Below are 14,613 nucleotides of genomic sequence, written 5' to 3' on the forward strand. Positions count from 1 at the left end.
ACAGGTTTCCATAGAAGCAGTTTGGGGTGAAGTCATCTCAGTTGAAGATGCCTCAGATGAAGCTATTGCTGATGAAGTTGTTTTTATTGCATGTGAATTATTTATCATATTTGTAGTAAAAAGTAATATCGTTCTAAAGCAAAGACTATAGTTCTATATTCATTATACGACTGATGGTATGATGATGCCAACATTAAAAAATGTTGGCATCATCATTCAGTAAATTCAGGAGGGGCTATGGAAGCGGCAATGCGGAAAGAATCGAAGATTGGTATGAAAGAAGGAACTGTAGAGACTATGTCACAGGACAAGTACAAAAAGTATATAAAAGAGAATGGCATACACAACGTTCCTGTATGGAGGATAGTTGGTTTTTCCGGGGCCAACATGGCAGTCAATCTGTACATGGGTCTCACTATGATCATGTCATTTTATCTCAATGGATATGTGGGCATGGCAGTTATACTTGCATCAAGTTTTTCAACTATAACAAGACTTTGGGACGGCGTGACAGATCCTATCGTAGGATTTTTTGTTGACAGATTTAAAGAAAAGGAAAACTTCGGTAAAACCAGACTGTGTCTTGTTATGGGCGGTCTGCTTCTTTTCATAAACAGTTTTCTCATGTTCAATGTGACTGACAGACTTCCGGAAGGAGCATTGAGGCCGGTTTTCTTTATATTCTTTACAGCCATTTACTACATAGGATATACATTCTTAAATATCTCAAACCATGTGGGTAATGTCTGCCTCACCAATGATCCGGCCCAGAGACCTATACTTTCCATCGTTGGTACAGTACTGGTTCGTGTTATGAGAGCTGTGATGCAGATGGCAGTTGCGGGACTTGCCGTTAAATACGGCTCCATGAAGAGCGCGGAGCTTTTCCATGAGTACTGGTTGATCGTAGCAGTCATCGCTACCATCGGAATAGTTGTTGCTTACATTTCCATCGCACCAAAGGATGTACCTGCATTTTCAGAGACCAATTCCTCAGGAAAGAAAAATATCAGGTTTTCAGATTATCTTGATGTGTTAAAAAACAACAAACCCCTTCAGATGCTTATCGTTGCAAGAGCTACAGACCAGTTCTCAAATACCTGCAAGACAAGTGCAATCCTGCTTGTACTTTACGGCATTGTAGTTGGTAACTATGAGCTGTCAGGAGGCTGGACCCTCTACACAACCATCGTAGGGCTTTTGATGATGGCCCTTGGAATCGGTGCGATCGGCGCCAAACTCGGTCTCAAGAAAGCTATGCAGATAGGTTCCTGGGGTGTGATCTTTTTCGACACCATCGCCATACTTATTTGGATGGTCATGGATCCGAAGACACTGAGTCTTCCGGGATTTGTTAATGGCTATGGCGAGGCATTCAGTGGCTTTACCGCATTTACAGTGGCACTTTTCCTTGTGACTGTTATAGGCGGTGGTTTCCAGATGATCACAAGCTCCATCATTCCTCCGATGATCGCGGACGTTAATGACTATGAAGCCTCAAGAACAGGAAAGTATATTCCGGGTATGGTCGGAACAGTTTTCTCATTTATGGATAAGCTGATCTCATCCTTTGGACCGACTTTTGTAGGTATCGGATTTGCGCTCATTGGTTTCAAGGAAGCATTTCCAGATCTCAATACTCCATACAGCCGGAGCCTCCTGCTGATCGCCATAGTTTTCTACTACGGCCTTGAGCTTTTGGGAGCAGTGTTTAATGTCATCGCCATGAAATATTACGACCTTACACCGGAGAAGATGAAGGCGGTAGAAGCCAGAATTGATGAAATGAGGAAAGAGAATGCATAAGATACAGATAAACGAAGGTTGGCAGTTTAATAAGATCCCTGATGGAAACATCAGGGATTTAAGTGGTTTGACAGTGGATACAAAAGTAGTTGATAGCGATGTCATTTCGTCAGAGAGTTTTGTAACTGTCACACTTCCTCACACATGGTACAGGGATGAAGACCCTTACAGGGGACTTGTGCTGTATCAAAAGACCATACAGATCGATCCTGATTGGAAACATGTTTTTGTGGACATTCCGGGTGCCGACCAGCATGCGGTTGTTCTGGCAGATGACCGTAAGATAGGAGAGCACAGAGGTGCTTATGGAGCATTTCACTGCGAGATACCTGAGGAGCTGCTCTGCAATAAAGAAGTAAAGTTAAGGATATTTCTGACAAATGTTCATGACGAGGGTATCTCACCTCTTACAGGAGACTTCACTGTGTTCGGAGGACTATACAGGGGTGTTAATCTTCTGGTGACAGAACATGAAAGCTTTTTTGATCCGACCTATTACGGCACAAGTGGTGTGATATTAAGGACTGGCATCGATGGAAATACCGGCATTTTGAATGCGGAAATTCATGCCCGCACGGATAAAGAAGCTGAGATAGTTGCGGAAATCACAGATCCTTTCGGTACACTGCTCACTGATGTGAGATCGGAAGAAGTTGATTCAGAAAGTGCCAACACTCACGCATCAGGCTCCATTAATTGCAGTATGGCCTTGACCTTCCGCATCCCTGATGTAATCCTGTGGAACGGAAAAACTGCCCCCAATCTATATAAGGTAAAGATGAAACTTGTACGTGCGGGAGAAACTTTAGATGAGGTGGAGCTTGAGACCGGATTCAGAGATATTACCATAACTGCGGACAAGGGACTGTTCCTTAATGGTGAGCATATAAAGATAAACGGTGTTGCAAAGCATCAGGATTTCAAGGGCTGTTTCAATGCAGTGAGCCGGGAGAATATCGACAGGGATTTTGAACTCATCGACGAAATAGGTGCCAATTCCGTAAGGCTGTCACATTATCAGCATCCTCAGTATACCTATGAGACCGCAGACAAAAAGGGTTATCTCGTATGGGCTGAGATCCCTATGCTCAAAATGACGGACAGTGAAGAGCTGAAAGCTGATGCAGAGGAGCAGCTCAGGGAACTGATACTTCAGAATATCCATCATCCGTCCATCTACTGCTGGGGAATCCAGAATGAAATCGGCATGTTCCGGGATGCGGAGTTTATGCATGAAGAGCTGAAAAAAATGCAGCAGCTTTCCCATGAACTGGATCCGTCAAGACTTGTTACGGCTGCCAATCTTTATACAGTTAAGTTTAAGAGTAAGCTTAATTCTGTTACGGATATGATCGGCTACAATATTTACTTCGGATGGTACTATGGAGAGATGGAGGATTACCGTGACTACCTTAACAGATTTCACGAGGAGCGGCCGGAAATGCCTCTCGGTGTAAGTGAGTACGGTGTGGACGCAAACATTAGCCTGCATGCAGAGAACCCCATGGTCAGAGATTACTCAGAGGAGTATCAGGCTCTCTATCATGAGACCGTTTATCATATTTTCGAGAGTCTTGATCATCTTTATGGAAGCTATGTCTGGAATATGTTTGACTTTCACAGCGGACTTCGAAATGAAGGCGGGCAGAAAAATATCAATGCCAAGGGCCTCGTGACCTATGACAGAAATACCAGAAAGGATGCATTCTACTACTACAAAGCAAAGTGGTCTGAGGAAAAGTTTTTGCATATCTGTTCCAAGAGATTCGTGAACAGGGCAAAAGAGAGTATCGAGATCAAGGTTTATACCAATCTCAGCGATGCGGTGCTTTATGTTGATGAAAAGGAATTCGGCAGTGGTACGAATGATGGTAACGGCAGGATCATATTTTCTGATGTACCTCTTCACGAAGGAGAAAACCGGATAAAGGTAGCTGCGGAGGGGCTTACGGATGAGTGTGTTTTCGTCCGTGTAGATTCAGAGGATGAAAACTATCGTTTACCGGGCAATAATGCAGGACAGGCGGTAAAAAACTGGTTTCTTTCAGATGATGATGTCGTAAGGGAAGGATATTTTTCCTTAAAGGATACCGCCAATGATCTTCTCGATGATCCTGATGCGAGGGCAGTGCTTGAGAAATATCTGCCGGAACTTGTAAAGTTTATGACTGAAAAGGATGTGATCCCGCTTGGGCTTTCCATGCAGAGCATACTTAGCAGAGATATCCCTGAGGGTCTTGATCTAAAGGAACTTAACAGAGAGTTAAATCAGATAAAAAATGAGTTTTAATCGAGAATCTTAGATATCAGGTTTTATCAGTGCCTTACATATTCTGGGTTATATGTAGGAATAATGCCTTTACTCACTTGGAGCGTCAGCCCATCAAAATTCGCTTAGCGAAGGGCTGACGCTCACATCATTTTATTTCGCGGATTTCAAAATGTCTTCAAATAAGCTCAATATAAACAGTGTCATCTTTTATGTACCAGGGACAGGCCAGTTCTCAGCTATTGAGCATCCAGCTTTCAAAAGAGCATATGCTTTCGTCTTCTTCAATAAATTCCTGAAGTTCTTTTTCAAGAAGTTCAATTGGTTCCAAAAGTGTAACATTTGGAAAACGATTCTTAATTTCATAGCAGATCCTTGGAGCAGGTGGCTCCTTTAGGCTGTGGAAAGTCAGTTCCGGATTGGATCGCATGGCACCTTGAATTACAGACATTGGTGCAATCGCCCAATTATCCGGATAATCCAGATATCGTTGTAGCATAGAGCCGGTGTTAACTGATATCAAAGGATATACACCGGGACTCCAATGTCTGTCATGCCACTGCTGGTAGTCTGATCCCCATCGAAGATATATCTCTTTTTCTATGGGGAGATCCTTACAGGTAATATTATCTCCGTAATTACTCTTTTTATTACAGATCAAATACATTAATTCCCTATATACAGGAATTGCAATGACATCGGGATAAGAAATCGAAGAAAATGCGAAGCCGATGTCAGCTGTACGGTTTTGAACCAGGGAATATATTTCACTGGAATGGTAGGTCATTATCGAAAGTTTGACTCTTGGATGATCCTCAAGGTGCTTTTGGAACATTGGGACTAAAGTGTAGTTATTAACAGCATCAACGCTCGCAATATTCAATGATTTTATATCAGGAAGAGCTTTTAGATGCTGGGTATCTTTCCATAGGGATGCCCATTGACTTGCTATAGGGATAAATGCCGAGCCGTAATTTGTCAGCTCTGCATTTCTCTGTCCTTTGTGACGGATAAGGAGAGGAGTACCCAGCTCGTCTTCCAGTTGCTGAAGTCTGGATGAAACAGTGGATTGAGATACAAAAAGGTATTTCGATGCAGCGGTTATATTCTTGTAAGTTGCTACAACAAGAAATGTTTCTATCTGTTCGTAAGTCATTAGAATCTCCAAACAAATTTAAAATATAAAAGTGGGTATGAAATAGTATTGGATTAAATATCTGTTTTACCGATATATTAAATCAAATATATCTGTTTTACAACTTATTTTCCGAATGGTAGATTAGTCATAGAAAATAAAGAACCGGTTCAAATCATTCAAAAAGTAGAAAATGTTACGTGTAAAAAGGGAGATAGATATGACAATTCAATTTGATCTGATTCAAACGACGGGACTTGCAGTTTTGGTCTATATGCTTGGACGTTATATAAAGAGTAAAGTTGCTGTTTTTCAGAAATATTTTATTCCGGCACCGGTAATTGGTGGTTTGATATGCAGTATTTTGATCTTTATAGGTAAGAGTACAGGTTTATTTACTATTGAGATGACAAATACTCTGCAGGATTTCTTTATGAACCTGTTTTTTACAGGAACAGGTTTTACATGCAGTCTTGCTGTGCTGAAAAAATCAGGAAAACTTGGAGCAAAGCTTGCAGTAGGAGCAGTGATATTTTTATTTGTTCAGAACCTGGTGGGAGTCGGACTTTGTCAGGTTTTCGGGATCAATAAACTTCTGGGTATCGCAATGGGATCCATCTCAATGTCCGGTGGCGTAGGATCCGGAGCATCTTTTGGACCGACACTTGAAGAGTTGGGAGCTGTTGGTGGCACAACAATAGGTGTTGCGGCAGCAACCTTTGGACTGCTTCTTGGAAGTATTACCGGAGGCCCTGTGGCGGAACGTCTTATCAAAAAATATGATCTTAAGAGCTCAGGACAGTCGATGGCTGAAGAAAAGAAGAAGGTTTTTGAACTGAATCAAAAGAGTCTGTTTGACAGTGTTTTACTGCTTCTTCTTGCTGCATTTATAGGGTCTTATATTTCAGCGGCACTTAAGCTGACCGGACTCTCATTCCCTTATTACGTTGGCTGCCTTTTCGGAGGAGCGTTGGTGAGAAATATTGCGGATGCAAGAGGAATCGACCTCAGGATGCATGAAATTGATACCATATCAAACATTGCCCTTAATCTTTTCCTTTCCATGGCTCTTATGTCACTTGATATAGCAAAACTTGTTGACCTTGCACTTCCGATGATTGTGATACTTATATCTCAGGCAGTAGTAATGGCATTGTGGGCTACTTTTGTGACCTTTAATACTACAGGAAGGGATTATGATGCAGCTGTCATGGCTGCCGGACACTGTGGAGTAGGATTAGGACAGACACCCAACGCTGTTGCCAATATGTCGGCGATCATAGAGAAAAATGGACCTGCACCAACCGCATGGTTTGTACTTCCGGTTGTAACAGTTATTTTCATAAATATTACAAACCCGTTGATCATCACATTTTTCATAAATTGTTTCAAGTGATCGAATATACGAATGGAGAATAAACATGGAACTCACAGAAAGAATAAGAAATGACCTTTTAAAACTTCCTACAGGGAATATAGCTGATAATAACAATACAGTATCAAATCAGGGTGTTATGGATACCGGCATCAAACCCGTAAGTCCTAAAATGAAAATGATAGGAAGGGCTTATACTGCAAAGTGCTATCCGGGAGACAATCTGGCACTTCATCAGGCAATATACGGAGCGCAGCCGGGGGATGTGCTTGTGTTGGATCTTAACGGCTATTCTGAGGCAGGACACTTTGGCGACATAATGGCAACCGCATGTAAGTTACGGGGACTTGCCGGAGTTGTGATAGATGGAAGCTGCCGTGATTCAGAGGATATACGTGAGCTTGGTTTCCCGGTTTTTTCCAGGGGATTTAATCCTTCAGGGACGGTAAAGGAGAGCCTTGCAAAGCTTAACATACCTGTAAGTTGTGGAGGAGTGCAGGTAAATCCGGGGGACATCATATTTGGAGACTGTGATGGTGTAGTTGTTATTCCTCAAAACGTAGAAGATGAGGTATTTGAAAAAGCGTGTAAAAAATACGAGCACGAGAAGGAGATTATTCGTGAACTGGAATCAGGGAAAACCACCCTTGAAATATATAAATTTGATGAGTTGATTAAAAGCAAAACATAAACTGATGATAAATTATGATGGGGCTGTCTTAATCTTAGTGCGACAGCCCCTTTTACATTGAACAAAATATCATTATACTCGAACAATAATTATATAATTGAACCTTTAACAAGAAGAAATGCAAAAAACACAATATAAGTCCCGTAAAGAAGCACAGATACTATACAATTATCATTTCACTTGAAATGTATATTTCACCTTGCAGATTTTAATATATCTTCAAACAACTCTGTATCGTCCAGAGCCCGATTTGAGGTCTGGCTCATCATTATATAGTTGTTGTTCCCAGTGGATTCATTATAGAAGATTATAATAGACCCATCCATTTCATAACCTTCCCAAGTGTTAAACCCCTTGTTAAGATATCCTGTCGCCTTAAATCTATATCCCTGGTGACCGCAGATCTCCAGTTTAGTGCTATTTGAAATAGTTATGTTTTCATAAAATCTAGATCCAAAGATTTGCGCCAACTTTTCTGCAAGAGGAAGTGTTAACTCTCTTCCTTCAGAACAGTGAAATACGACTGATGCTATGTAATTGCTTTGAGTATCCTGGTCTATAAAACATGAAGAATCCTCCTTACTGTCAAATTCGTCTTTAAAATCCATAAACATCTTTGGAAGGATATAGGTAGTACCATCATTGGTATAGGAAATGGTTCCATCCCTATTAAGTGTAGCCTTGGGATCATTAGTCGCTGGTATTTTGGTAAGATACTGTTCCGGTTCTAAGTTTATCCTTGTAAACAGCTCGGGATTCCAGTTTGAACTGTCTGATTTGAATATCAGCTCCTTTTCATCATCAATCTTAGCGAAAATAATACAATGTAATCTTGAGAGCTCAATGTATACAGTGTCATCTTTGATATGCCAGGGACATGCTAATTCGGTATATTGAATGTCAATGCAATAATAATAGGCAAGTCCATCAGAATTTAATACAAGTATCTCATTATCATCACCGCTATAAACACCACTGACATCAATGTTCTTATTTGAAACTAACCCAACCGTGGATTCTTTATAAATTGTATCCATTTTAGGTTTTGAAGAATTACGTACCAAAATAAATATTGATGTAAAAAAAACAAATACTATTACACATAAAATGCAAACAGCCCCAAAATGAGGCTTCTTTTTTCTTTTCTCAGGAACATTATTGCTTTCAAAATACTGCCTAATCTCAAAACCACATTCAGGACATTTTTCAGTATCCGCAGAACATCTTTTTCCGCAAATAGGGCAGTTGACTAATCTCATATGTTTTACCCTTTTTTAATAATATTCCCACCGCTACGGTGGGAGCAATAATAAATCTTGTTGCTATAATGAATCTATAGGTAATGGTTCAAAGCTTTTCCAATGCAGCTTTTAAATGAGCAGCCGATGGATATCTATCTTTAGGATTCATTTCAAGGCACTTGCTAATAATAGCTGAAAGCTTTGCGGATATTCTTAAGGCAGGATCTGTATCGATGCCTATAAGCACTTTAATTAGATTACCAACAGCATATATATCTGTCTGACAGGAAGAATTGCCAAACCCAAACTGTTCCGGAGCAGCATAACCTTCGGTGCCGATCAGTCTTGTGTCACGTTCCTTCTCGTTTATACACTGACGAGCAGCATTTAGGTCTATAAGTATGATTCTTTCATCTTCTGTGAGGATTACATTAGAAGGCTTAATGTCACGGTGAATTATTGTCGGCTGTTGTGAGTGTAAGTCAACAAGAATATCACATAGCTTTATCGCATAGGATATTGCATCGGCTTCGGAAACGAACCCACATAAATCGATCACTTCCTGAAGTGTATCACCGGGAATATATTCTTCAATAACTGTAAGAAGCCCATCATGTTGATACATTGCATAAAGCCGGGGAATATTTTTTATATGATGCTTGAAAAGCTGTTCGTAGACATCAAGATTGTATACAGAAAGAGTTTTCTTTAGATAAACCTTCCTTGTCTCGATGTGCTGAACAAAATATATCCGATGTTCTTCACTGAGCGGAGCAATTTCTTTGTAGAAGGAAATCGGCAATGAACTATCAAACATAATAATACCTCACATATTAATTATCTAAAGTATAACACAGTAAAGAGGATAGCAATGTATAAAAAGACTACAAAAGAACTGGAAGAAATCCTTGAACACACACATCCAAAGGATATAGAAAATTTTGTCAAGGCTAATGAAGATGACTTGCTGGATGGTGACAGGAACTTCATGAAATATATGAACGAAAGGCTCAAGGAGAAAGGACTACAGAAGCAAGATGTCCTCCTAAGAGCTGATATATCTCAAGGATATGGATATAAACTGCTGACGGAGGAAAAGGTAACAAAGCAGAGAGACATTATACTGAGAATCTGTTATGCTGCAAATTTTACTCTTAAAGAGACTCAGAATGCTCTTAAAATCTATCAGATGGATATTTTGTATGCGAGAAATCCAAGAGATGCGCTACTTATGACATTTTTTAACGAACATCCCGGAAGCATTATCGATATCAACGAGATGCTTTCTGCCAATAAGATGATGCCGCTCAGATCTAGTGGGATGCATGAATAGATGTTGATCTACGAGTATGATTTGTCATTTCAAACCAGTCATTCAAGAAATAGCAGGATTCACTGAAACAGTTTGGATAATTTATTGAATACAAGGAGTAACTATTGTTAATAGTACTACTAAACCTTCATCTATCCTTTTACGCATTTCATAACTCTTTAAATGAAACATAGTTAACAAAAGTTTTTTGAAAAGGAGAAACTGTGTTTGAAAATTTGAAGGAAAAATTTGGTAAGACTCTATTTGTTGCAATAATTGTTTTAATCGTATTTACTTCATTTGGAGCTGGTTTCATCAACGGAAAATTTTTAAGCAAAAATGAGATTTCTCAAAGTTCTTCGTTCTTTGATAGGAATCAAAAAGAAATTGCAGAAGGGTTTATGCACAATATAGCGGAAAACGATGACATGATGGAAGTAAAGAGTATCAATTATAAGAAAGGAGAGATCCATATATTAGTTGATACTAAACGTTATGAATTTGACGAAATAGAATATGTATTAACTGAAGATAATATTCAGGTGATATATAAATCTAATATCGAAGTAGATGAGGATGATTATAAACAATTAATTAATGGAGAAATCTATTTTGATGCAAACGATTGATCTTATTGAGGGTAATTCAAGACTGTAAATTATATCGTGTGAACTAGATATATAGGATTATTAATATGGAGGCGTAATAAAGTATTATGAAGTACAAAAGTTTAATCGTTATTCTGTTTTCATCAGTGTTGTCTATGTTATTTGTAACTGCTTGTGGAAAACCTTCAGAAACCCTCTCTAAATCAGACGATACAATCGAGAGTGTGTTTGGCAGACCAACAAAAACAAAAGATAATGCTAAGGAAGAAATAACAAAGAAAAAGGTAAATGTTGATAGCACTCAATTTAACATTAACCTTGATGGAGTTAATACAACAGATGAATTAGAAGATCGTATAGGAGAACATCTGGCGAAGTGTATTGAATCATTACAATCTCGTGCTACTGATTTGATGAATGAGATTGATTCATATGACAAATACTGCGACCAGGTAGAAAAGGTTTCTAATTTTTACAGAACTGTAGAAGAAGAAACTAATCTTATGAGTATCATGCTTCGTGAATATGCAGCTGCATACGGCAGAATGATTTTAGATTCAGATATGTCTGACAAAGAAAAATACAGAGCTGTAGATGGAATCAATGATTACGTTTATGAAGATGCTTGTGATGAGATCAAAGAAGAGATTTATGATGAACTAATGGATGATATGAAAGATCATTTCTATGACGGTATCGTAGAAGATGGGAAAGACTCTACGGAATACAGTGAATGGTATGACATATCTACAAATGAGTATAGCCAATGGTATGATACTTCTACAAAGGTATATGGTTTATACTATGATGCAGCAACTGATATATATTCATTCTATTATGGTTTATCACTTAAATTGTATAATGGAGATTTAAAGCGTGCTGAGAAAGTATATAATAGGTTCCTCCAAAAGATAGAAAAGAAGAATAAGGGAAATAATACATACAATATTTCAGATGCTAAATTTGACACTACATTAAGAAGTGCATCAACTCCAAAAGAATTAGAAGAAGTAGTAGATTCACATGTTTTGGAGTGTGTTCAAGCTTTAAATAAGGAGTGGTCAGATCTTTCATCAAGAATTGACACATATGAAAAGTATCGCGACAATGTTGATGACGTGGAGGACTTTCATAAACATATAGAAGAGTCGAGTGAACAGATACTTAAAATGATTTCACAATATGCCGTTGTATATGCAAATTTAGTTATGGAGTCAGATTCGTCAAGTAAAGATAAATACAATGAAATGGATGACTTAAAAGATTGTATTTATGATGACGCATGTGCTTATGTTAAGGATGATATTTATGATGGGTTGCTTGTCGATATTAAGGACTACTACTATGAAGGTATTCTCAAAGAAGCCAAGAAAAATATAGCCTATGGTGAATGGTCAGATGCTAGAGGTGATGCTTATTCCTTGTGGTCTGATACACGTGGTGATGTGTATAGTGAATGGTCTGATACACGTGGTGATATTTATAGTTTTTGGACAGATATGAGATCAGAATTGTTTAGTGGAGATATTGATAAGGCAAATAAGAAGATCCAAAAGTTTGCAGATAAAGTGTGTACCTGATCAGAATAAGTGATGATAGTAAAGAAATATCTACTGATTCTAATGCAAAATTGAAGGTCGTAACGAATCGTTTAATATGGTATGGTGACAGGAAAAACTTTGATGTGGAAATATATTACAATGACAATAATACCCTGTGAGATCATATATTAATTGAGTAATGGAGATCAACTATGAAATGTCCAAAATGCGGAGAAGAACTAACAGAAAATGTACGGTTTTGTCCCTCTTGTGGCACAGCAGTGAATCAAAGCTTGGATAAAAATACTGGCATCAATCCGTTGATACCATACATTGTTTTTAATTGCCTCGAATTAGAGGCAATTGAAAATTAAGCAGGAGAGAATACCTTTGTAAAGATTCTCTATTTTGGACATTATGTGAGATAAGGCGTAAAAAAATGATATAAACGAATAATGCCGACGAGTTCATATATCGTCGGCATCTTTAATGTTGGGATACGTAAATGTTTGGAGATTATAAAAGATGATTAATTGTCGATGTAAAAAGAGAGTGTTACGTAAAATTAATCATCAAAATTATAAGTGGTGTATCAGCAATTATGAATCACATATAATTATCCGTTTTGATGATAATTTTTTTGCATGTATATTTAGGAGAAATGATGAAAGAGAAAAAATCATTAGTAAAGGTTGTAGTATTAGTACTTAGTTCGCTGTATTTTTTGTTAAGTGTTAATGTGGCTTATTCAAAAGAAATATCATCTAATATTACTGGTGATATTTATGTTTTTGATGACAAACATGATTATCCAATATCTGAAACCACTTCTACAGATACAACAGAAACAGATAAACCTATGGGTCAGTTGGTTCTGTCTGGTGATTTTAGAGACGATGGTATAGTTGATAAAACACATTCGTTATCAGTATCTTCAGGAAATATCGCATTTTCTTACATGTTCGATTCAACTATCTTGAACGCTCAAAATACAGAGTGGCATATAATAGAAGATAAAATAAAAAAAATCGATTCGATTAACTTAAAAGAAAATATATTAAAAGGCGCCATAGTAGTTCAGACATCTAATGATGGGGAAAAATGGGTTACTGATAAACAATTATTCAATGTTTTTAAGGATGAAAGTACCCTTAATGATCCTATTTATCAAACTCAAAATATTCAACTGGAAAATGGATGTTTCTACAGAATTATTGTGGCTTATAAAATGCAAATTAAAACAGGTGAGAACACAATTGCATTTGTCACAACAGATACGACAGAACAAAAACGTATTGCAGAAGTATATGAATTTTACGCTGTGAATCCAAAATCAAAAGATTCTGCAGCTAGTTCTGATGATATACCAAGAAAGGAACTAGCTAGCAAACCTATAAGTACAGGCGTAGATAATGGTTTTTCGGGAAATGAAAAGATAGATAAGAATGACCCACATTTTGGATGGGAATTAGGAACATTTATTATAAATGGTTATACAAGAGAAACTATGTATAATAATAAGCCGATATATCTTAAAAATGTAGGTGACAAAGTTACTCTTTGGTTCAAATTAAATCAGGATATAAATAAGCTTAATGATAATGATGCATTAAGCATTAGTGAAGATTCGAACGGTTATGATCAAGTTTTTGGAGTAAAACAAACGAATTTTGGCCATGGAACAGTGATTATTGAGTTCACAGATCATGAAGGTAAAACTCATGATCCTGTGATTTATACTAATTTTCTTGAGGCAAATGCTCACACCGGTGCAGACACTCGCGTTCAATTATTTGAGGAAGGAGATTATGAGGTTACTTTAGATTATGAAATAAAGAATGATCCCCGCAAGCTTGGACCTGTATCTGTCGTTCCAACATATACTAATTATAAGATTAGTTTTGGTTTTTCAATTAGAAATGGTAATTGTATGTTCTATCCATTTGACATTACTTCAGGTAACGAACTGTCAGATAATGCCATTACCACCGAAGGATTCAAGCTTGATATGGCAAAATCAAGATACCTAAATATAGATGTTACCAGAACCACTTTAAAATCAAACTCTGATGGATTATTAAATGAAGACATACGATTTAATCGTCCCGCAAAAGATAATGATTCATATAGTGATGAAGGAATATATAAATTTACGGTAACTAATTTATATACTGGAGCTACAACTACTAAAACATTGTATGTTGGTACTGACAAGTATCTTAAGGCTTTGTCAAAAAACAATATCAAACTAGAAGATTTGAATTCCAGAATATCCGAGGGATTTACAGTTGAAGAAGATGGAAGTTTAACTGCACCTATAATTGAAACAGAAGCAGATAACAGCTCACAACCAGATGAAAGTGAGTCTGCTCTTGAAATAACTGACTCAGCAGAAGAATCAACTCCTAATACTGGGAACAGTATGGATACGGAACCATCTGAGTCAAATATAGTTGAATCAATCGATGAAGATCCTGCAAAAACTCCATCTACAGAAAAACCAGAAAATAATTCAAATCCGGTTATTTATATAATCCCAATATTATGTGTAGGAGTAGCCATTGCAATATACGTTAAAAAGAAAAAATCTGTCAAAAACGAGGACGATAAAAAATGAAAAAATTACTAGCGATAG

The 14,613-nt window shown here is 37.7% G+C and carries 12 protein-coding genes; 9 read left to right on the plus strand and 3 right to left on the minus strand.

The features are described 5' to 3' along the window. Positions 1–237 precede the first annotated feature (237 nt). Positions 238–1,806 (plus strand): MFS transporter, encoded by a 1,569-nt coding sequence (locus tag BLV86_RS09905; RefSeq protein ID WP_090816658.1) that lies wholly within the window; start codon positions 238–240, stop codon positions 1,804–1,806. After that, complete coding sequence (locus BLV86_RS09910; protein ID WP_090816661.1) at positions 1,799–4,096, plus strand: glycoside hydrolase family 2 protein; 2,298 nt, start codon at positions 1,799–1,801, stop codon at positions 4,094–4,096. The genes BLV86_RS09905 and BLV86_RS09910 overlap by 8 nt, the downstream gene beginning before the upstream one ends. A 214-nt stretch (positions 4,097–4,310) precedes the next feature. Here BLV86_RS09910 and BLV86_RS09915 read toward each other — a convergent pair whose 3' ends face one another. Continuing rightward, the gene (locus tag BLV86_RS09915) at positions 4,311–5,231 is read right to left on the minus strand and encodes a LysR family transcriptional regulator (protein ID WP_090816664.1); all 921 of its coding nucleotides are present in this window, start codon (positions 5,229–5,231) and stop codon (positions 4,311–4,313) included. 199 nt (positions 5,232–5,430) lie between these two features. On the opposite strand from BLV86_RS09915, the gene gltS reads away from it, so the two are divergent. Together gltS and BLV86_RS09925 are read left to right on the plus strand one after the other, a co-directional pair. Beyond that, on the plus strand, positions 5,431–6,606 hold the full coding sequence (gltS, locus tag BLV86_RS09920; protein ID WP_090816667.1) for a sodium/glutamate symporter: 1,176 nt from the start codon (positions 5,431–5,433) through the stop codon (positions 6,604–6,606). A gap of 25 nt (positions 6,607–6,631) precedes the next feature. Then, positions 6,632–7,276, plus strand: a complete 645-nt coding sequence (locus tag BLV86_RS09925) for a 4-carboxy-4-hydroxy-2-oxoadipate aldolase/oxaloacetate decarboxylase (RefSeq protein ID WP_090816670.1) — start codon at positions 6,632–6,634, stop codon at positions 7,274–7,276. Between the two features lie 194 nt (positions 7,277–7,470). Here the strand turns inward: BLV86_RS09925 and BLV86_RS09930 are convergent, their stop codons facing one another. Together BLV86_RS09930 and BLV86_RS09935 are read right to left on the minus strand one after the other, a co-directional pair. Next, positions 7,471–8,535 (minus strand): hypothetical protein, encoded by a 1,065-nt coding sequence (locus tag BLV86_RS09930; RefSeq protein WP_090816673.1) that lies wholly within the window; start codon positions 8,533–8,535, stop codon positions 7,471–7,473. Between the two features lie 88 nt (positions 8,536–8,623). Continuing rightward, positions 8,624–9,334 (minus strand): serine/threonine protein kinase, encoded by a 711-nt coding sequence (locus BLV86_RS09935; RefSeq protein WP_090816676.1) that lies wholly within the window; start codon positions 9,332–9,334, stop codon positions 8,624–8,626. Between the two features lie 54 nt (positions 9,335–9,388). Here BLV86_RS09935 and BLV86_RS09940 point away from each other — a divergent pair, with 54 nt between their 5' ends. The 5 genes from BLV86_RS09940 (at position 9,389) to BLV86_RS09960 (ending at position 14,595) form a co-directional block, all read left to right on the plus strand. Beyond that, positions 9,389–9,850: a hypothetical protein gene (locus BLV86_RS09940; RefSeq protein WP_090816678.1), complete on the plus strand. Its 462-nt coding sequence runs from the start codon at positions 9,389–9,391 to the stop codon at positions 9,848–9,850. 203 nt (positions 9,851–10,053) lie between these two features. Next, positions 10,054–10,458 carry a hypothetical protein gene (locus BLV86_RS09945; protein ID WP_090816681.1) on the plus strand — a complete coding sequence of 135 codons (405 nt, stop codon included), beginning with the start codon at positions 10,054–10,056 and terminating at the stop codon, positions 10,456–10,458. A gap of 86 nt (positions 10,459–10,544) precedes the next feature. Then, a complete protein-coding gene (locus BLV86_RS09950) occupies positions 10,545–12,017 on the plus strand; it encodes a hypothetical protein (protein WP_090816684.1) in 1,473 nt (490 codons plus the stop codon). 173 nt (positions 12,018–12,190) lie between these two features. Further along, on the plus strand, positions 12,191–12,352 hold the full coding sequence (locus BLV86_RS18775) for a zinc-ribbon domain-containing protein (protein ID WP_090816687.1): 162 nt from the start codon (positions 12,191–12,193) through the stop codon (positions 12,350–12,352). A 290-nt stretch (positions 12,353–12,642) separates the two neighbouring features. Continuing rightward, complete coding sequence (locus BLV86_RS09960; RefSeq protein ID WP_090816690.1) at positions 12,643–14,595, plus strand: hypothetical protein; 1,953 nt, start codon at positions 12,643–12,645, stop codon at positions 14,593–14,595. Positions 14,596–14,613 lie beyond the last annotated feature (18 nt).

Source organism: Oribacterium sp. KHPX15 (genome assembly GCF_900107835.1).
Lineage (GTDB): Bacteria > Bacillota > Clostridia > Lachnospirales > Lachnospiraceae > Oribacterium.